Origin of the sequence: Massilia sp. NP310, assembly GCF_019443485.1 — a bacterium.
Taxonomy (GTDB): domain Bacteria; phylum Pseudomonadota; class Gammaproteobacteria; order Burkholderiales; family Burkholderiaceae_D; genus Telluria; species Telluria timonae.
In genome coordinates this window covers 5,434,649-5,453,476 of the sequence record NZ_CP080379.1, presented here as the reverse complement: position 1 = coordinate 5,453,476, position 18,828 = coordinate 5,434,649, and the positions used below count along the sequence as shown (strand labels likewise).

The following is an 18,828-nucleotide window of genomic DNA, read 5'->3' as shown; positions in this document are numbered from 1 at the left end:
AGCAGACATGCCGACGATCCAGGAGCTGAACCAACTCGACGCCGACGCTTTCACCAAGGCGCTGCATGGCATCTACGAGCATTCACCCTGGATCGCGCAGCGCGCCGCCGCGGCCCGCCCCTTTGCCACCCTGGCGGCGCTCAAGCTGGCCTTGCAGGCGGCGGTCGACGGCGCGACCGATGCGCAGCAGCTGTCGCTGCTGCGCGCCCACCCGGAGCTGGCCGGCAAGGCCGCCATCGCCGGCGAGCTGACGCCTGAATCGACCGGCGAACAGGCCGCATCAAACCTGGATCGCTGCACGCCCGAAGAATACGCCCGGCTGCACGCGCTCAACGCGCAGTACAACGAACGTTTCGGCTTTCCCTTCATCCTGGCCGTGAAAGGTCCGACCGGACGCGGCCTGGCGCGGCAAAGCATCATCGACACCTTCGTGCGCCGCCTCGACAACGCCCCTGGCGACGAGCTGCGCGAAGCGCTGCGCCAGGTGCACCGCATCGCCGAGATCCGGCTCAATGCCCTGCTCGGCATCGAACCCGCGATCGGCGTCACCGTGATGGACTGGTGCGAGACCCTCGGCGCCATCAGCGACAGCGACGCCGACCTGACCTGCGCCTACATGACGCCGGCCCACCAGCGCACCGCCGCCACGATCGCCGGCTGGATGCGCGACGCCGGCATGGCGGTCCACGTCGACGCCGTCGGCAACGTGGTCGGCCGCTACGCCGCCGCCCGGCCGGGCGCGCAGACCTTGATCACCGGCTCGCACTACGACACCGTGCGCAATGGCGGCAAGTACGACGGCCGGCTCGGCATCCTGCTGCCCATCGCGCTGGTCGGCCGGCTGCACGAACGCGGCGAGCGCTTGCCCTATGACCTCGAAGTGATCGCCTTCGCCGAAGAAGAAGGCGTGCGCTTTCGCAGCACCTTCCTCGGCAGCAGCGCGGTGGCCGGCGGCTTCGACCCGGCCCTGCTCGATGCGCGCGACGCCGACGGCGTTCCGATGCGCGAGGCGCTGGCCGCCGCCGGCCACGATCCAGCGGCCATCCCCGCCATCGCGCGCGATCCCGCCGGCGTGCTCGGCTTCGTCGAGGTGCATATCGAGCAGGGGCCGGTGCTGCTCGAGCGCGGCCTGCCATTGGGCGTGGTGAGCGCGATCGCGGGCAGCTCGCGCTACCTGGTCGAACTGAAGGGCGTGGCCAGCCACGCCGGCACCACGCCGATGGGCATGCGGCGCGATGCGGCGGCGGCCGCTGCCGAGATCGTGCTGCTGGTGGAACGCCGCTGCAGCGGCCCGGCCTCCCTGGTGGGCACGGTCGGCCAGCTGGATGTGCCGGCCGGCTCGGTCAACGTGGTGCCCGGCGCCTGCCGCCTGTCGCTCGACATCCGCGCCGCCGACGACGCAACCCGGCTGGCGGCGGTGGACGACATCCTGGCTGGAGTCAAGCAAATCTGCGCGCGGCGCGGCATCCAGCAAAAACTGTACAAGCTGCTCGAGATCGACGCCGCGCCGTGCGCGCCGCGGCTGATGGCGCAGCTGGGGGCCGCGGTCGAACGCGCCGGCCTGCCATCCTTTGCATTACCCTCCGGCGCCGGCCACGACGCGATGCGCATGGCGCAGCTGACCGAGGTCGCGATGCTGTTCGTCCGCTGCGGCAACGGCGGCATCAGCCACAATCCGCTCGAGACCATGAGCGCCGACGATGCCGAAGTCGCCGGCGCGGTGATGCTCGACTTCCTGCGCAGCTTTACTCCGGCGGCAGCGCCGGCAGGATCAGCGTCGTGAGCAGCTTCTCCGTCAGCGGATGCGGCCCCGGCACGCGGAAGTTGGTGGTGGTGATGACCACCACCGCATCCCACTCCGGCAGCACGTAGACCTTGTTGCCGCCCAGGCCAGACATCGCATAGGTGGCCACCTTCCTGTCGCCCACGGCAAAAGGCTGCAGCCACCACAGGTAGCCGTAGTCGACGCCCTGGCGTACCCGCGCATGCGGCGTGATCGAGCGCTCGACCCAGGCTTGCGGCAGCACCTGCTTGCCGGCCCACTTGCCGCCGTTCAGGTAGAGCTGGCCCAGCTTCCACAGGTCGCGGCTGCGCAGGCTCAGGCTACCGCCGGTCATCGCCGCCCCCGACGGCTGCAGCTGCCACTTGACCGGCTCGATGCCCAGCGGCTTGAACAACACCTCGTCGGCGAAGTCCTGCACGCTGCGTCCGGTCGCGCGCTCCAGCAGCGGCGCGATCAGGGCGGTGCCCGCGGTGCAGTAGCTGAAGGCGCGGCCATACGGCTGCTTGTCGGGCGGCGGCGTCCATTCCGGGAAGCTGCGCACCGGCAGGTCGAGGTAGAAGCGGCTCCAGTCCTCGATCAGGTACATGCGCTCCTCATGCCCCCGCGAGAACTCGTTGAAATCGTCGCACTCGACGATGGAACTCATGGTAAGCAGGTCTTCGACCGTGATGCGCTCCTTGCGCGGATCGGGGTGCGCGACCGGCATCTTGTCCTTGAAGAAGGGCATGATCGGCGCATCGACCGTGAGCAGCTTGCGCTCGACGGCCGCCCCGACCAGCATGCCGCCCACGGTCTTGGTCACCGAACGCGTGTTGCGCAGCCCTTGCGCCCCTTCGCCGTCGAAGTACTGCTCGTAGAGCACCTTGCCGTGGCGCGCCACCAGCACGCTCGTGATCTGCTTGAAGTTGCCGGCCTTGATCTCGCCCGTCACGGCGTCGAAGCTCGCCGCGCCGGCGCCGCCCGCCGCCAGGGCGCAGGCCCCGGCAATCGCACATCGAAGATACTTGCGCATGCATTCCTCCTCGTCATGGGAACCGGCAATCTAGTGCGCGCCCCGCCCCTTCATCATGAGACCGTAGACCACGGCGGCGATCGCGACGCCGACGAACCAGGCATACGTATAGATCGTCTTGAAGGCCTCGCCGACATCGGGGAAGCTGGCCGGGAAGGCGGCGTTCAGGAAGCCCGGGATGTTGGGCAGCACGCCCAGCGCGAAGGCGGCCAGCGCCGCCTTGTTCCAGCCATTGCCATAGCCGTAGATGCCTTCGTGGCGGTACAGCTGGTCGACGTCGAGCACGGTCTTGCGCACCAGGTAGTAGTCGACCACCAGCACGCCGGCGATCGGTCCCAGCAAGGCCGAGTAGCCGACCAGCCAGGTCATGATGTAGTTCTGGGTCGACTCCAGGATCTTCCACGGCATCATGAGCAGCGCCAGCCCGGCGGTGATGTAGCCGCCGGTGCGATAGCTGATGCGGCGCGGCGCCAGCGCCGAGAAATCGTAGGCCGGGCCGACCAGGTTGGCCGCCAGGTTCACGCTGACCGTATCGACCAGCAGCACGATTAGGGCCACCAGCACCGCGATGCCGGTCATGCGGCTGGCCAGGTCGACCGGGTCCCACAGCGCCTTGCCGTACAGGACCACGGTGGCCGAGGTGACAATCACCGCCAGCGCCGCCAGCAGGCCCATGGGCAGCGGCAGGCCGACGGTCTGGCCGACCACCTGGTCGCGCTGCGACTTCGCGAAGCGGGTGAAGTCGGGGATGTTCAGCGCCAGCGTCGCCCAGAAGCCGATCATGGCGGTCAGCGACGGCCAGAAAGTGGACCAGAACTGCCCTTCTTTCGGCCCGCCGGGCACGAACTGCGAACGCTGCTCGAGCAGCGGGCCGAAGCCGTCGGCCCCGACCTGCCTGTGCACCCACCACAAGAGCACGAAGCAGATCGCGATTTTCAAAGGGGCGGTCCAGGTCTCGAGCTGTCGGATCGATTCCATGCCGTGCACCACGAAGTACAGCTGGATCGCCCAGAACGCGAGGAAACAAACCAGCTGCGCCAGATTGATGCCGAGCCAGGCGAGCGGCTCGCCGCCGATCGGAGCGCCGTTCATCACGCCCAGCAAGGTATAGATCATGCTGCCGCCGAACCAGGTCTGGATGCCGTACCAGCCACAGGCGACGATGGCGCGCATCAGCGCCGGCAGCCTGGCGCCCCGGGTGCCGAACGAGGTGCGCGCCAGCACCGCGTAGGGAATGCCGTACTTGGCGCCGGCATGGCCGATCAGCAGCATCGGCACCAGTACGATGGCGTTGGCCAGGAATACGGTGAGCACCGCCTGCCAGCCTGACATTCCCGCCTCCACCAGGCTGGCCGACAGCGTGTAGGCGGGGATGCACATCACCATGCCCACCCACAGGGCGGCGAAGTGGTACCAGCGCCAGGTGCGCTGCGCTGCGGTGGTGGGAGCGAGGTCGTCGTTCCAGAGGTCGTTGCTTGTAGAGGTCGGATGAGTCACGGTGCACGTCGGTTGAAATCGATGCGCGCGAGTGTAACGCAAACGTCAATACGACGCGAAGACCTCAGGCCTGCAGGTCGGCATGGATCGCCTGCGCCGCCTGCAGGCCATGGCGGCGCGCCTGCATCGATTCCAGGAGCGGGGCCACGCAGTCGCCGCCGGCATAGATGCCCGGCAGCGCGGTGCGGAAGCACCCGTCGACCTGGATGCGGTCGCCCTCGCGCGACTGCTGGCGCACGGACGGGTCGAGCTCGGCCCCGGCCGCGCGGCCCACCGCCTTGAACACGGCGTGGGCGGCGATCTCGGTGAAGCCGCCGGTGTCGACCACCCGGTCGCCCAGCAGGCGGGTCTGCTCGAAGCGCACCGACCCGACCGCGCCGCGTTCGTCGCGCAGCACCTCGAGCGGCGCAACCCAGCCGCGCACCCGCACGAAGCAGGCGCGCGCGACTTCTTCTTCGCGGCCGTCGGGCGCCAGGGCGTGGCGCAGCGCCAGGGTGACGTCCTGGGCGCCCAATTGCTTGAGGCGCGCCGCCATGCCGACCGCGCCGCGGCTGGCGCCGATCACGATCGCGCGTTGCGGCACCGGCAGCGCCAGCAGGTCGTCCAGCGCATACACGGCGGCCAGCCGGCGGCCGGCGTCGACCAGGCCCGCCGGATCGCTGCCGGACAGCGCCAGCACGCGGCTGGACGCCAGGCCGACGCCGATGAAGATCGCGTCGTGCCACAGGTGCAGGTCGGCCAGCTCGAGATCGACGCCCAGCTTGCGGCCGTATTCGCAGCGGATGCGGCCCTGCGCCACCAGGCGCTCGAACAGCGCCTGGTCGGATGCGCTTGCCGCCATGGCCTCGCCCATGCGCTCGCGCGAGCGCGCCTCGTACAGCACGACGCCATTGCCGAGCAGCGCCAGCCGGATGGCGCAGGCCATGCCGGCCATGCCGGCGCCGACCACGGCGACCTGCTTGCCGGTCGGCGGCGCCGGCTCGCCGGCCAGGAGGGAATGCTCTTCGGATGCGAGGTCCGGGGCGTCGGTGGTGGCGGTCATCAGTCTCTCTTTCCTTTCATGCGGGGCGTGGCGCGCCCTCTTTCTTGGTGTCAGCCAGGTATCAGGCCAGTTGCGTCAAGACCTTGGCCAGCTTGCCGAACAATTCGTCGACGTGTTGTTTTTCCAGCACCAGCGGGGGCGACAGCGCGATGATGTCGCCCGTGATGCGGATGAGCAGGCCGTCGGCGAAGGCCTGCTTGAGCGCCGCATAGCCGCGCGCGCCGGGCTGGCCCGCGATCGGCGCCAGCTCGATGCCGGCGATGATGCCGATCGAGCGCAGGTCGATCACGTGCGGCAGGCCGCGCAGCGATTGCAGCGCTTCCTCGAAATACGGCTGCATGCGCGCCGCGTTCTCCAGCACCCCCTGTTCGCGGAACACGTCCAGGGTGGCCAGCGCGGCGGCGCAGGCCAGCGGGTGCCCGGAATAGGTATATCCGTGGAACAGCTCGATCCCGGCCGGCCCCTCCATGAAGGCGTCATGGATGAAGGACTTGCTGAACACCGCGCCCATCGGCACCGCGCCGTTGGTGATGCCCTTGGCCGTGGCCATCAGGTCGGGCTCGACGCCGAACCAGTCGCCGGCGAACGGCGTCGTCAGGCGTCCGAAGCCGGTGATGACTTCGTCGAAGATCAAGAGGATGCCGTGGCGGTCGCACAGCTCGCGCAGGCGCTTGAGGTAGCCCTTGGGAGGAATCAAGACGCCGGTCGAGCCGGATACCGGCTCCACGATCACCGCCGCGATGGTCGACGGGTCGTGCAGGGTCACCAGCCGCTCCAGGTCGTCGGCCAGTTCGACGCCGTGTTCGGGTTCGCCGCGTGCGTAGGCATTGCGCTCCAGGTCATGCGTGTGGCGCAGGTGGTCGACGCCCGGCAGCAGGGGCCCGAAATGCTTGCGGTTGGCGCCGATGCCGCCCACCGAGATGCCGCCGAAGCCCACGCCATGGTAGCCGCGCTCGCGCCCGATCAGGCGCGTGCGTCCGCCCTCGCCGCGCGCGCGGTGGTAGGCCAGCGCGATCTTGAGCGCGGTGTCGACCGCTTCCGATCCCGACCCGGTATAGAACACGTGGCCGAAGCGGTGGCCGCTGAACTCCATCAGGCGTTCGGCCAGCTCGAAGGCGGCCGGGTGGCCCATCTGGAAAGTGGGCGCGTAGTCGAGCTGGCCGGCCATGGCGGCGATGGCTTCGGCGATCTTCGGCTGGCCGTGGCCGCAGGGCACGCACCACAGGCCAGCGGCGCCGTCGAGCAGCTCGCGGCCATCGACGTCGCGGTAATACATCCCCTTGGCGGAGACCAGCAGGCGCGGATCGCGCTTGAAGTCGCGGTTATTGGTGAATGGCATCCAGAAGGATGACATCGCGGCAGGCCTGGATTCGTACATATTGCGCTCCTCGTTCGATGGCGCCCTGAAGCATTTAAGTTTGAACAAGAATGGCGAGTCTGGCAACAGGCACGCGGCATCGGGCATGCGCCATCGCAAAACCATGCACGACGCATCGTGTTAGCGAGAAGAAATAATCGTGGTGCGCAGTCATGTCTACAGGCGTCACGGCAGTGGTATGCTAGCGCTTATCACACTGGCAATGCGAACCATGTCGACTTATATCACCCCTGTCCTGACCACCGAACGCCTGGTGCTGCGCCCGCTGGCCGCGAGCGACGCGCCGGCCCTGTACACCATCTTCTCCGACCCGGCCGTGGTGCGCTACTGGAGCGCCGAGCCGTGGACCGACATCTCCTTCGCCGAAGCCGCGATCGCCCGCGCACTCGAGGCCTACCGCGACGAGACCGAGCTGCGTTTCGCGATCGAACTGGCGTCGAACCGCGAGCTGATCGGCACCGTGGGCCTGCACCACTTCTTCAACCAGAACAATCGCTGCGAACTCGGCTACGCGCTGGGCAGCGCGCACTGGGGCAAAGGCTATGCCTTCGAAGCGCTGCAGGCGGCGCTGGACCATGGTTTCCGCGAGGTCGGCCTGAACCGGGTCGAGGCCGACATCGACCCGCGCAACGAAGCCTCCGGCCGCGTGCTGGAAAAACTGGGCTTTCGCAAGGAGGGCTTCATGCCGCAGCGCTGGCTGGTGCACGGCGAGTATGCCGACACCGTCTTTTACGGCCTGCTGCGCGACTACTGGAACGACAGGACGGCGCACTGATGGCAAGGCGCACTCCCACGATGAAGGCCCTGGCGGCATGTTCGAGCCTGGCGCTGTCCCTGCTGGCCATGGCGCCGCAATCGGCCGCGGCCCAGGCCACGGTGCCGACCTGGCGCGAGATCACGATCTATGCGAGCGACGCCGGCTATCCGGCGGCGCTCGCGCGGCGCGGCGTGCAGGGCAATGTGACGGTCGAACTGGCCCTCGACGACAAGGGCCGCAAAGCGGTGGTGGCGGTACGCGATTCCTCGCGCTCGGCCGAACTCGACGCGCTGGCGCTGGCCATGGCCAGGCGGCTGGACATCCCCGCCAGCGGCGCGCACCGCACCGGCCTGGTGACCTTCAAGTTCAAGAAAGACCACAGCGCCACCATCGCCACCAAGAGCTGCGCCGATTTCAACGTCGACGCCGCCTGGCAGGCCGCCACCTTCCCGGAACGCAGCCTGCGCGAGTTGCCGGTGACCTATGAGAGCGTCGGCACGCTGATCTACAGCCTGCACCGCGAAGGCTCGGCGCGCCAGTCCTTCCCGGCGCTGGAACCGATCCTGAACGCCACGGTGGCCGCCTGCGCGCGCACGCCCGAGGCCGGCATGCTCGACGTGATGCGGCAAGAGGCGCTCAAGCTGATCGAGCAATAAAGCGCGTAAAACAGCGTATTGACGGGGTCGAAAGCGCCCCCGTTCATCCGCCCTCACGACCGTCCGTCGCCGAAATCGCACCGTTTATCGGATCGCTCTTGGCGTAACATGGGTGCATCCCTACAGTAGGGTCATCTTTGTTAGAAAGGACTTGCACGCATGAAAACCATTCATACGCCCACCAGTCGCTTCCAATCGATCCTGCGTAATATGGAAGTGGCCGGCCGCACTACCTGGCGCCTGGCGAAATCCAGCGCCCGTTCGCTGCGCCGCATGCCGTGGCCGGTGCTGCTGGTGATCGCGATCGTGCTGGCGGCCCTGATCACCATCGTGCCGATCGTGCTGGCGCTGTTCGTCGGCCTGCTGCTGCTGAAATTCCTCGCCATCGCCATCTTCGGCCGCGAACCGCGCCGCATCAAGCACTACACCGGAGAATAACGCCGATGGCCGCCACCCAGATCAACCGCGCACTCGACTTCGTCCGCGACGCTTTCCGCGAAGCGGGCGTGCTGTGGTGGCGCTTCTTCGACTGGCTGGCGCTGATCGAGTGGCGCCAGTTGTACCTGGTCTGGTTCCTGGTGTTCGTGACCGGCATGTTCGTCAAGCTGACGGAGCCGGCGATCTGGTTCATCCTGATCTCGTTCGGGGTCAAGGTGCTGGCCGGCGGCAAGCGCCGCGCCGAGCTGCTGGCGCGCGACGCCTCGACCAAGGCCGACGTCGCCAATCTCGAGCGGCGCCTGACCGAGGCGCAGATGGCCACGCTCCAGGCCCAGGTCGAGCCGCACTTCCTGTTCAACACCCTGGCCCTGATCGGCCAGCTGATCGAGACCGACCCGAAGGAAGCGGCGCGCGTGCACGGCTACCTGATCGAATACCTGCGCGCCTCGCTGCCGCAGATGCGCGCCGCCAAGGGCGCCGGCGGAACCCTGGGCAAGCAGGTCGAGCTGTCACGCGCCTACCTGTCGATCATGCAGGCGCGCATGAAGGAAAGGCTGGCGGTGCGCTTCGAGGTGCCCGACTTCCTCGGCAGCGCGCCGTTCCCGCCGATGATGCTGCAGACGCTGATCGAGAACGCGATCAAGCACGGCCTGGAGCCGAAGGTCGCCGGCGGCACGATCACGGTGCGCGCGCGGGTCGAAGGCGCCACCCTGTGCGTCGACGTGTGCGACGACGGCGTCGGCTTCAACCTGCACGCCGGCAGCGGCGTCGGGCTGGCCAATATCCGCGAGCGGCTGGCGCTGTTGTATGGCAAGGATGCCGAACTCGTGATCGAAGCCTTGCCCGGCGGCGGCGCCTGCGTGTCGATCCGCCTGCCCTATCGCATGACGGAAGACGGCTGATGGCGCCCATGCACCCGACGGCCCTGATCGCCGACGACGAAGCGCCCATGCGCGACCAGCTGCGCGCGCGCCTGCACGAGGCGTGGCCGGCGCTGCGCATCGTGGCGGAGGCGGCCAACGGCGCCGAAGCGGTGGCGCTGGCGCGCGAACACAAGCCGGACATCGCCTTCCTCGACATCCGCATGCCGGGCATGGGCGGCATCGACGCGGCGCGCCAGATGTACGAGCGCTGCCACATCGTGTTCGCCACCGCCTACGACCAGTATGCGGTCGAGGCCTTCGAGCACGGCGCCATCGACTACCTGCTCAAGCCCGTCACCCTGGCGCGCCTGGAAACCACGGTGGCGCGCCTGCGCCGCCGGCTCGACCACACGCCGCAGGACATCGGCGCGCAACTGGCCCGCCTGGCGCAGCTGGGCGACCAGTTGCTGATGCAGAACGGCGCCGCCGCGGCCGCCGCCAGACCTGCTTATCTGCGCTGGATCCAGGCGCAGGCCGGCAACAGCCTGCGCATGGTGAGCACGCGCGAAGTGCTGTTCTTCCAGTCAGATGACAAGTACACGCGGGTGCAGACCGCCACCGGCGAGCACCTGATCCGCAAGACGCTCAAGGAACTGGAAGAAGAGCTGGACCCGGACGAGTTCTGGCGCATCCACCGCTCGACCCTGGTGCGCGTGGATGCGATCGCGGAAGTGCGGCGCGACCTGCGCGGACGCCAGATGCTGCGCCTGCGCGGCTATCCGGAGGAACTGGAAGTGAGCCGCAACCACGGCGCGCTGTTCCAGCAGATGTAGGTTTACTCAGGGCTGCGCCGGCGTATTCAGGTAGTTGTCCTTGACCCGCACGTAGTGCTCGGCCGAGTAGCGCAGCCAGGTCTTTTCGGCGTCCGTCAGCGGACGCACCTTCTCGGCCGGCCGGCCCATGTATAAAAATCCGCTTTCGAGCCGCTTGCCCGGCGTGACCAGGCTGCCGGCGCCCAGCATCACCAGGCTCTCGATCACGGCGTCGTCCATCACGATGCTGCCCATCCCGACCAGGCAGTCGTTGCCGATGCGGCAGCCGTGCAGGATGACCGAGTGGCCGACCGTGACGTAGTCGCCAATGACCAGGGGCGAACCCTGCGGCTTGTGGGGAGTGCGGTGGGCGACATGGCCCATCGTCAGGTCCTGGATATTGGTGCAGCTGCCGATGACGATGTCGTTGACGTCGCCGCGCAGCACGGCGTTGCACCAGACCGAGGAATCGGCGCCGATGCGCACGTTGCCGATGACCTGGGCCGATTCGTGAAGATAAACGCCGTCGGCGAGTTGCGGCAGGGCGTCGAGGTAGGGGGCGATCGGCATGGCGGTCTATTCGATGACAGGAATTCGTCATTTTAACTTGGGCATGTTTACTGCTATGCTGGGCCGGTCTCGCCCACGGTCCACGCCATGCCGCTCCAAGCCACCGCTACCGCCACCTTGCCCATCTGGTCCATCTTCTGGACCTTCCTGAAGCTCGGCCTGACCTCGTTCGGCGGCCCGATCGCCCATCTGGGCTACTACCGCAACGAGTTCGTCCTGCGCCGCCAGTGGCTCGACGACGCGCGCTACGGCGACCTGGTGGCGCTGTGCCAGTTCCTGCCCGGGCCGGCGTCGAGCCAGGTCGGCTTCGCGCTCGGCGTCCTGCGCGGCGGCGGCCTGGCCGGCGGCCTGGCGGCCTGGATCGGATTCACGCTGCCTTCGGCGCTGCTGATGTTCGCGTTCGCGCTGGGCGCCGCAAGCCTTGTCGGCTTAGGGGCGGCGGGCGTCGTGCATGGCCTGAAGCTGGTGGCGGTGGCCGTGGTGGCCCAGGCGGTATGGGGCATGGCGCGCACGCTCACGCCGGACCGCCGACGCATTGCGATCGCGCTCGGCGCCATCGCGATCGTGGTCCTCGTCGATGGGCCGACCGGGCAATTGGCCGCCATCGCCGCGGGCGCCGGCGCCGGATACCGGCTGTGCCGGGGACCGGTCGCGCAGTCCGGCCCGGAACTGTCCATGCCGGTCAGCCGCCGCGCCGGCATCACGGCGCTCGTGCTGTTCGGCGCCCTACTGCTCGGGCTTCCGCTATTGTCCGGCCTGACCGGGCATCGGCCGCTGGCGCTGTTCGATGCCTTCTACCGCTCCGGCGCGCTGGTCTTTGGCGGCGGCCACGTGGTGCTGCCATTATTGCAGGCCGAGACGGTGGCCACCGGCTGGATCCCGAACGAGACCTTCCTGGCCGGGTATGGACTGGCGCAGGCGCTGCCCGGCCCGCTGTTCGCCTTCGCCGCCTTCCTCGGCGCCCAGGCCGGCATGACGGCGGGCGCGCCCACGGGCGCCGCGCTCGCCCTGCTCGCGCTCTTTCTTCCCGGCCTGCTGCTCGTCTATGGAACCTTGCCGTTCTGGGACGGCTTGCGCCGTCACGCGGCCGCGCGCCACGCCATGATGGGCGCGAACGCGGCCGTGGTCGGCATCCTCGCCGCCGCCTTGTACCACCCGGTATGGACCGCCGCCGTGTTCGACATCCGCGACGCCGGCATCGCGCTGGGCGGCTTCATGCTGCTGACGCTGTGGAAGGCGCCATCGTGGATCGTCGTGATCCTGCTGGTGGCGCTGGGGGCTGTTGGCGCGTCATAGCTTCTTGTATATCTCTGGATTCAAACCTGCCGGCCCCGGCCCCTCGCTGCCGCGATTCAGGTCGATCAGCGTCCGTCCACGCAAGGGCAGCCCGGCGCCATGCAGTTCGACTTCGAGCGTGATGCCCGATTCGAACACGATCCGGTTGGTCTGGAACACCTTGGTCACGGTAACCGTTGCCCCCTTGGGCACCGGGGCTTCGAACACGACTTCGGACCCGCCGATGCCTGGGCGCGGAATCAAGGTGAGATAGTCGGCCGGCGCGCGCGAGTGCCGGCCGATGCCATAGGCGTCGACCTCGCCGATGACCTCGTACCGGGAGCCCACGACCTTCCTGAATTCCTCGTGGTGGCTGACATCGGCATAGGTGACCTCGCACGAACAGCCGGCAAGCATGGACGCGCAGGCACACAGGACAATGCAGGGAAGCGGACGCATGGGGTGGTCTCCTCGACGGCAAGGAAGCGGCTGACGTGCCGCAACCGGAAAGGCCATCCTGCCGCTTTCGCCGCGACGCTTCCACGAAAGCCGGCAAGGTGCCGTCATCTGCGCCTGCAAGGATCGTGCGACGATCCCGGGTATCGTCAGCCGAACAGCCCTTCGTCGGAACCGTCGCCGTCGAAGAAGCCGCCCAGGCTATCTTCACTGCTGTTGTCGGCAACGCTGTCGTCGACGCCGCCGCCCGGTTCATCGATCGCGCCGATGCCGGCCTGGTCCGCCAGCGCCCCGCCCCCGGCCGCCTCGGCCGCCTCGGCCGCGCCACCGTCGGCCGCGTTGTCCGCCAACAAGTGGTTCGAGGCGCCCTGCCCGTCATTGCCCAGCAGGTTGCCGATGCCGTGGAACAGGAAGCTGCCGGCCGCCACCCCGGCCGCCGTGGCCGCCATCGTGCCCAGCATGCTGCCGCCGGCGCCGCCCAGGAAGCCGCCGCTTCGCGCCGGCTGGGCCTGCGGTGCCGAGCCGGTCGGTCCGTTCTGCTGGTAAGCCCCCTGCTTGACTCCCGGGACCGGATTCGATGGCTGGCTCTGCGCGGAGTTTCCCCATTGGTTCGCGTCGAGGAATCCCCCGCTTCCTCTCCCGCCCTGGCTTTCGAGCTCGGCGATACGGGCCTTGGCATTGCCCAGCGCCTGCTCCACCAGCAGTGCGCGCTGCACCAGCAGGTAGGCGGCGTCCGGCTGCTGGGCCACGGCGCGCTGGATCAGTGCGTCGGCCTCCCGGTCCTTGGCCACGCCACGGGCCTGCACCAGCTGGCCCAGGAAATCCTGCAACATCTTTTCGTCGGATGGGTTCATTGTCGAGCTCCTGTCTGATGGACGGTATTCCACTATGTTGTGGATCAGTCATCGCTATTTCAAGTCGTACGGCAGGCGCGAGTTCGCCTGCGCCATCCCGGCCGGCATGTGATCGCTTTCCGCCGCGCTTGTTGCTATGCTATCGGCTGGCGCCGCGAGCGGCATTCATCATTTCAAGGAAGCACAACATGGTCTCGCTGCAAGAGCAGTTATTGAAAGCCGGCCTGGTCGACAAGAAGAAGGTCAAGCAGGTCAACCAGGACAAGAGCAAGCAACACAAGGAAGTGTTGCGCACCGGCGTGGAAAAGGTCAACGAATCGCGCGAAGCCGCGCTCGAGATGCAGCGCAAGAACGCGGAACGGGCGCGCGAACTGAACGCCCAGCGCGACGCCGCGGCGACCCAGAAAGCCATCCTGGCGCAGATCGCCCAGCTGGTGCAGCAGAACAAGCAGTCGAAGGGCAAGGGCGACGTGCCCTACAACTTTACCTTCGGCACCAAGATCGAGCGCATCCACGTGACGTCGCAGATCGTCGAGCATCTGGTGGCGGGACGCCTGGTGATCGTCCACATGAATGGCAGCTTTGAACTGGTGCCGCGCGTGATCGGCGAAAAGATCGCCCAGCGCGATGCCTCGATCGTGGTGCAGATCAAGAAGAAGGTGCAGGAAGTGGAAGAAGACGATCCGTACGCGGATTACAAGATTCCGGACGACCTGATGTGGTGATCGAAGGCGGCCCCAACGCAGACCCCGATGGGGCCGCTGTGACGAAGCTTACTGTTTCGTCTTGTTTTCCACGTCCTGCACGTCCGAACCGCTCTTCTTCGAAGACCGCTCGCCTTCCTTCTTCGGCTGCCCCAGGCCGGATGCGGTGGTTTCCTGCTTGCTGCTGCCCTGGAAATCGGGGTCGACGATGTTCGCGCTTTCCGGCCCTTCCGCGGCCGGATTCTCCCGCTTGTCGCGGTCGGTATTGGCCGGAATCTGCCGATCGACGGTTCCCGTCCGTTCAGCCTGGGTTGTATTCGAACTGGTCTTGTCCGCCTGGGCTGCGGCGCTCGCGGCGATGATCACACCACTCAACAGCACGATGACTTTCTTCATGACTACCTCCAATTCCAGGTTAAAGCATGTAAGGATGTCATCATGGTGGTGACCGAATCGCGGATCACAAGGCCTGTTTAATTGCCGAGGTCACGCCCGCCGAAGGCATTCGGCAACTGCGCCGCCGCAGTGGTCTCGAATATGTCGCCGCCCAGGTTGGTCAGCACGACCGGCAGTTCGTTGCCGCCCAGTTCCAGGATCACCTGGCGGCAGGCGCCGCATGGCGCGATCGGGCCCTCGGTCTGGCCGATCACGGCCAGGGCCGCGAAATCGCCCGGCTGGTAGCCGCTGGCGATGGCGCTGAACAAGGCGGTGCGCTCGGCGCAGTTGCACAGGCCGTAGGCGGCGTTTTCCACGTTACAGCCGCGGAAGATACGGCCATCCTTGCACTCCAGCGCGGCGCCCACCTTGAACTTCGAGTACGGGGCATAGGCCAGCTCGCGCGCGGCGCGCGCTTCATCGATCAGTTTCGCGTATTTCATGTTTGGTCCTCAGCTCAGGGACGAACGGTGCGGTGGATCATCGGCTCGACGGCCGGCTTGTCAAGCGCGATGCGGTAGGCGGCCTGCACCTGGCGGATGGCCTGCTCGGCTGCTTCCCGGGTGCGCGCATGCACCATTGCCAGCGGCTGGCCGACGACGATCGCATCGCCCAGTTCCACGAGCCCGGTCAGGCCGACGGCGAAGTCGATCGCATCCTGCGGACGCACGCGACCACCGCCGAGCGCCACCACGGCCAGGCCCAGCTCGCGGGTGTCGACCGCGCTCGCGTAGCCGGCCTGCAGCGCAGGCGCGGGCACGATGACCGGCGCCGTTTCCAGGTACGTATCGGGCTTGTCCATCAGGTCGGCCGGGCCGCCCAGGGCGCTGACCATGCGCGCGAAACGCTCGGCGGCTTCTCCCGAATCGAGGGCCGCCTGCAGCCTGGCGCGCGCTTCCTGCTCGCTCGACGCCAGGCCGGAGATGACGAGCATCTCGGCGCACAGCGCCATCGTCACCTCGTGCAGGCGCGCCGGGCGCGACTTGCCGCTCAGGTAGTCGATCGCGACGCGCACTTCGACGGCGTTGCCGGCGGCATGGCACAGCGATTCGTTCATGCCGGTCAGGATGGCCGAGGTGCGGGTGCCGGCGCCGTTGCCGACGTTGACGATCGATTCGGCCAGTTCCAGCGACTTGGCCGGGGTCGGCATGAAGGCGCCGCTGCCGACCTTCACGTCCATCACCAGCGCATCCAGGCCCGCCGACAGCTTCTTGGACAGGATCGAGCCGGTGATCATGGCCACCGATTCCACGGTCGCCGTGGTGTCGCGGATGCTGTAGAAACGCTTGTCGGCCGGCGCCAGCTGGGCGGTCTGGCCGATGATGGCCACGCCTACGTCCTGCACCACCTGGCGGAACTTTTCCGGTTCCGGCACGGTGCTGTAGCCCGGGATCGAATCGAATTTGTCGAGCGTGCCGCCGGTGTGGCCCAGGCCGCGCCCCGAGATCATCGGCACGAAGCCGCCGCAGGCCGCGATCATCGGTCCCAGCATCAGCGATACCACGTCGCCGACGCCGCCGGTCGAGTGCTTGTCGACCACCGGGCCGGGCAAATCCAGCGATTTCCATTCCATGACCTGGCCCGAGTCGCGCATCGCCAGCGTGAAGGCGACGCGTTCATCCATCGTCATGTCGTTGAAATAGACCGCCATGGCGAAGGCCGCGATCTGGCCTTCGGTGACGCTGCCGTCAGGGATGCCGCGCACGAAGAACTGGATCTCTTCGGCGGAAAGGACGCCGCCGTCGCGCTTCTTGCGGACGATTTCTTGGGGGAGGAACATGATTGTGTCCGTTTTCGCTAATAGCTTGAAAACGTCATTCCCGCGGAGGCGGGAATCCAAGTCGTTCGCGATACGCTAGCTTGCTTGGATTCCCGCCTGCGCGGGAATGACAGGGTTTGAGGTTCCGGGCTGATTACACGCCGTACGGAATCCAGACATTCTTGACCTGGCTCGCATGCTGCAGCACCGTGCGGCCGCAGGCCTGCTTCGGATCGAACCAGTCGCGGCCCTTGGCGCCGCCGGTCCAGGTGCGCTTGAGCGATTCGGCCGACAAACGCTCGACTTCGGCACAGCCTTCCGCCGAACCATCATGACGCCACACCGCATCGATATCGCCATGCGTCGCCAGTGTGCGCGCCAGCTCGTCGGCGGAGCCAGTGACGATGTTCAGCGCGCCGCCCGGCAGGTCCGAGGTATCCAGCACCTGGTACAGGTCGATGCTCGATAACGGATGCTGCTCCGACGGCACCGCCACCACGCGGTTGCCCAGCGCCAGCGCCGGCGCCACCAACGAGATGAAGCCCAGCAGCGGGTTCTCGTTCGGGCACACGATGCCGATCACGCCGACCGGCTCGTTGAGCGCGACGGTGATGCCGTGCATCGGCGGCTGGTGCGCCGCGCCGTCGTACTTGTCGGCCCACGCCGCCCAGTAGAACAGGCGCTCGATCGAGGCGGCCACTTCGCGCGCCGCATCCTTCGAACCGGTCTGCTGCGCAATCCGCTGCGCGAATTCGTCGGCGCGGATCGCCAGGTTCTCGGCGATGTAGTACAGCACCTGCGCGCGGTTGTGCGCGGTCGCCCTGGTCCAGCCGGCAGCCTTGTGCGCCGCTTCCACGGCGTTGCGGATGTCCTTGCGGCTGCCTTCGCCGATGTCCGCCAGGAAGTCGCCATTGGCGCCATGGATGGCGCGGCTGTAGGCGCCGTCAGGGCGGGCCTGCTTGCCGCCGATGTACAGCTTGGCGGTGCGGTCGACCGCGAACGGGCTGTCTTCCTGCGCCGGCCTGGCCTTGGCTTTGTCGGCCACGATTGGCGCCGCTGGACGCGCATCTTCCGCCAGCGGCGTCAGGTACTCGACCATGCCTTCCTTGCCGCCTTCGCGGCCATAGCCCGATTCCTTGTAGCCGCCAAAGCCGCAAGCCGCATCGAACTGGTTGGCCGTGTTGATCCACACCACGCCGGCCTTGATCTGCGGGACCACGTCCAGCGCCAGGCTGATCGATTCGCTCCACACACAGGCCGCCAGGCCATACACGGTGTTGTTCGCCAGTTGAACCGCCTCGGCCGGGGTGCGGAAGCTCATCGCCACCAGCACCGGTCCGAAGATCTCGGCCTGGGCCACGGCGGCCGACGTCGACGCGCCCGTGATCAGGGTCGGCAGATACCACGAACCGGTCGCCGCCAGTTCGACGTTCGGCTGCCATACTTCGCAACCTTCGGCGCGCGCCGACTCCACGAGGCCGTGGATGCGCTGCTGCTGCACCGGATCGACCAGCGCGCCGATGTCGTTCGATTTGTCGAGCGGCGAGCCGACGCGCAGGTTCTGCATGCGCGCCTTCACCTTGGCGATGAAGCGGTCATAGACCGATTCCTGCACCAGCAGGCGCGAACCGGCGCAGCACACCTGGCCCTGGTTGAACCAGATCGAATCGACCAGGCCTTCGACCGCCGCATCCAGGTCGGCGTCGTCGAACACGATGAACGGCGACTTGCCGCCCAGTTCCAGCGACAGCTTCTTGCCGCTGCCGGCGGTGGCCTTGCGGATCAGGCGGCCCACTTCGGTCGAGCCGGTGAAGGCGATCTTGTCGATGCCGGGGTGATTCACGATGGCTTCGCCCACGCGGCCGTCGCCGGTCACGATATTGACCACGCCTGCAGGCACGCCGGCGCGCTGGCAGATCTCGGCGAACAGCAGCGCGCTCAAGGGCGTGTACTCGGCCGGCTTGAACACGACCGTGTTACCGGCGGCCAGCGCCGGCGCGATCTTCCATGCCAGCATCAGGAGCGGGAAATTCCACGGCACGATCTGGCCCACCACGCCGACGGCGCGGTAATCCGCGAATTCTTCCGACTGCAGCTGCGCCCAGCCGGCGTGATGATAGAAGTGGCGCGCGGCCAGCGGCAGGTCGGCATCGCGGGTTTCGCGGATGGTCTTGCCGTTGTCGAGCGTCTCGAGCACCGCGAACAGGCGCGCGTGCTTTTGCAGCAGGCGCGACAAGGCGTACATGATCTTGGCGCGGCCATGGCCGCCGAGGGCGACCCAGCCCGGCTGCGCGCGGCGCGCGGCGGCGACGGCGCGTTCGACGTCGTCCTGCGTCGCCTGCGTCACCTGCGCCAGCTCGCTGCCGTCAGCCGGATTGTTGGTGGCGAAGGTCGCGCCGGCCTCGCTCCAGGCGTTGTCGATGAACAGGCCGAAGCGGCGGCCACGCTGGTCCAGCCACGCGAGCGCTTCCTTGGTACTCTCTGGTGCAGGACCGTAATCCATGGTGTTCAGAATCTCTTTGATTGTTGGCATGACG

Annotated in this window: 19 protein-coding genes; 8 read left to right on the top strand and 11 right to left on the bottom strand. The window is 67.6% G+C overall.

Going from position 1 to position 18,828, the window contains the following annotated elements; translation table 11 throughout:
• The first annotated feature begins 7 nt into the window (after positions 1-7).
• Positions 8-1,783, top strand: a complete 1,776-nt coding sequence (locus KY496_RS24130) for an allantoate amidohydrolase (protein ID WP_219862783.1) — start codon at positions 8-10, stop codon at positions 1,781-1,783.
• Here the strand turns inward: KY496_RS24130 and KY496_RS24125 are convergent.
• From KY496_RS24125 to KY496_RS24110, 4 genes are all read right to left on the bottom strand, one after another.
• Positions 1,746-2,795 (bottom strand): serine hydrolase, encoded by a 1,050-nt coding sequence (locus KY496_RS24125; RefSeq protein WP_219862781.1) that lies wholly within the window; start codon positions 2,793-2,795, stop codon positions 1,746-1,748. The genes KY496_RS24130 and KY496_RS24125 overlap by 38 nt on opposite strands.
• A gap of 30 nt (positions 2,796-2,825) precedes the next feature.
• Complete coding sequence (locus tag KY496_RS24120; RefSeq protein WP_219862779.1) at positions 2,826-4,292, bottom strand: NCS1 family nucleobase:cation symporter-1; 1,467 nt, start codon at positions 4,290-4,292, stop codon at positions 2,826-2,828.
• Between the two features lie 64 nt (positions 4,293-4,356).
• Positions 4,357-5,334: an FAD-dependent oxidoreductase gene (locus tag KY496_RS24115; protein ID WP_005668390.1), complete on the bottom strand. Its 978-nt coding sequence runs from the start codon at positions 5,332-5,334 to the stop codon at positions 4,357-4,359.
• 61 nt (positions 5,335-5,395) lie between these two features.
• Positions 5,396-6,712, bottom strand: coding sequence for an aspartate aminotransferase family protein (locus tag KY496_RS24110; RefSeq protein ID WP_005668389.1), 1,317 nt, complete (start codon positions 6,710-6,712; stop codon positions 5,396-5,398).
• Positions 6,713-6,923: 211 nt separating this feature from the next.
• Here KY496_RS24110 and KY496_RS24105 point away from each other — a divergent pair, with 211 nt between their 5' ends.
• The 5 genes from KY496_RS24105 to KY496_RS24085 all read left to right on the top strand — a co-directional run bounded on the left by KY496_RS24105 (position 6,924) and on the right by KY496_RS24085 (position 10,259).
• On the top strand, positions 6,924-7,487 hold the full coding sequence (locus KY496_RS24105; protein WP_005668387.1) for a GNAT family N-acetyltransferase: 564 nt from the start codon (positions 6,924-6,926) through the stop codon (positions 7,485-7,487).
• Positions 7,487-8,125: a TonB family protein gene (locus KY496_RS24100; RefSeq protein WP_219862778.1), complete on the top strand. Its 639-nt coding sequence runs from the start codon at positions 7,487-7,489 to the stop codon at positions 8,123-8,125. Before KY496_RS24105 ends, KY496_RS24100 begins: the two co-directional genes overlap by 1 nt.
• A gap of 159 nt (positions 8,126-8,284) precedes the next feature.
• Positions 8,285-8,563, top strand: coding sequence for a hypothetical protein (locus KY496_RS24095; protein ID WP_005668385.1), 279 nt, complete (start codon positions 8,285-8,287; stop codon positions 8,561-8,563).
• A gap of 5 nt (positions 8,564-8,568) precedes the next feature.
• Complete coding sequence (locus KY496_RS24090) at positions 8,569-9,465, top strand: sensor histidine kinase (protein WP_219862776.1); 897 nt, start codon at positions 8,569-8,571, stop codon at positions 9,463-9,465.
• On the top strand, positions 9,465-10,259 hold the full coding sequence (locus KY496_RS24085; protein ID WP_005668383.1) for a LytTR family DNA-binding domain-containing protein: 795 nt from the start codon (positions 9,465-9,467) through the stop codon (positions 10,257-10,259). The genes KY496_RS24090 and KY496_RS24085 overlap by 1 nt, the downstream gene beginning before the upstream one ends.
• A gap of 6 nt (positions 10,260-10,265) precedes the next feature.
• Here the strand turns inward: KY496_RS24085 and KY496_RS24080 are convergent, their stop codons facing one another.
• The gene (locus tag KY496_RS24080; RefSeq protein WP_184235251.1) at positions 10,266-10,808 is read right to left on the bottom strand and encodes a gamma carbonic anhydrase family protein; all 543 of its coding nucleotides are present in this window, start codon (positions 10,806-10,808) and stop codon (positions 10,266-10,268) included.
• Between the two features lie 87 nt (positions 10,809-10,895).
• On the opposite strand from KY496_RS24080, the gene chrA reads away from it, so the two are divergent.
• Entirely contained in the window at positions 10,896-12,104 is a 1,209-nt protein-coding gene (gene chrA, locus KY496_RS24075; RefSeq protein ID WP_219862774.1) for a chromate efflux transporter, read from the top strand.
• Here chrA and KY496_RS24070 read toward each other — a convergent pair.
• Positions 12,099-12,542 carry a hypothetical protein gene (locus KY496_RS24070; RefSeq protein ID WP_184235257.1) on the bottom strand — a complete coding sequence of 148 codons (444 nt, stop codon included), beginning with the start codon at positions 12,540-12,542 and terminating at the stop codon, positions 12,099-12,101. The two genes, chrA and KY496_RS24070, sit on opposite strands and share 6 nt — an antisense overlap.
• Before the next feature lie 146 nt (positions 12,543-12,688).
• Complete coding sequence (locus tag KY496_RS24065) at positions 12,689-13,393, bottom strand: DUF2076 family protein (protein ID WP_219862772.1); 705 nt, start codon at positions 13,391-13,393, stop codon at positions 12,689-12,691.
• Positions 13,394-13,581: 188 nt separating this feature from the next.
• Here KY496_RS24065 and KY496_RS24060 point away from each other — a divergent pair, with 188 nt between their 5' ends.
• Complete coding sequence (locus KY496_RS24060) at positions 13,582-14,118, top strand: DUF2058 domain-containing protein (RefSeq protein ID WP_005668378.1); 537 nt, start codon at positions 13,582-13,584, stop codon at positions 14,116-14,118.
• A 48-nt stretch (positions 14,119-14,166) separates the two neighbouring features.
• On the opposite strand, the gene KY496_RS24055 is transcribed toward KY496_RS24060, so the two are convergent.
• The 4 genes from KY496_RS24055 to KY496_RS24040 all read right to left on the bottom strand — a co-directional run bounded on the left by KY496_RS24055 (position 14,167) and on the right by KY496_RS24040 (position 18,824).
• Positions 14,167-14,493: a hypothetical protein gene (locus tag KY496_RS24055; RefSeq protein WP_005668377.1), complete on the bottom strand. Its 327-nt coding sequence runs from the start codon at positions 14,491-14,493 to the stop codon at positions 14,167-14,169.
• Positions 14,494-14,570: 77 nt separating this feature from the next.
• Positions 14,571-14,975 carry a cytidine deaminase gene (locus KY496_RS24050; RefSeq protein WP_184235266.1) on the bottom strand — a complete coding sequence of 135 codons (405 nt, stop codon included), beginning with the start codon at positions 14,973-14,975 and terminating at the stop codon, positions 14,571-14,573.
• Between the two features lie 14 nt (positions 14,976-14,989).
• Complete coding sequence (gene deoA, locus KY496_RS24045) at positions 14,990-16,312, bottom strand: thymidine phosphorylase (RefSeq protein ID WP_219862770.1); 1,323 nt, start codon at positions 16,310-16,312, stop codon at positions 14,990-14,992.
• A 133-nt stretch (positions 16,313-16,445) separates the two neighbouring features.
• Positions 16,446-18,824, bottom strand: coding sequence for an aldehyde dehydrogenase family protein (locus KY496_RS24040; protein WP_370662481.1), 2,379 nt, complete (start codon positions 18,822-18,824; stop codon positions 16,446-16,448).
• Between the last annotated feature and the right edge of the window lie 4 nt (positions 18,825-18,828).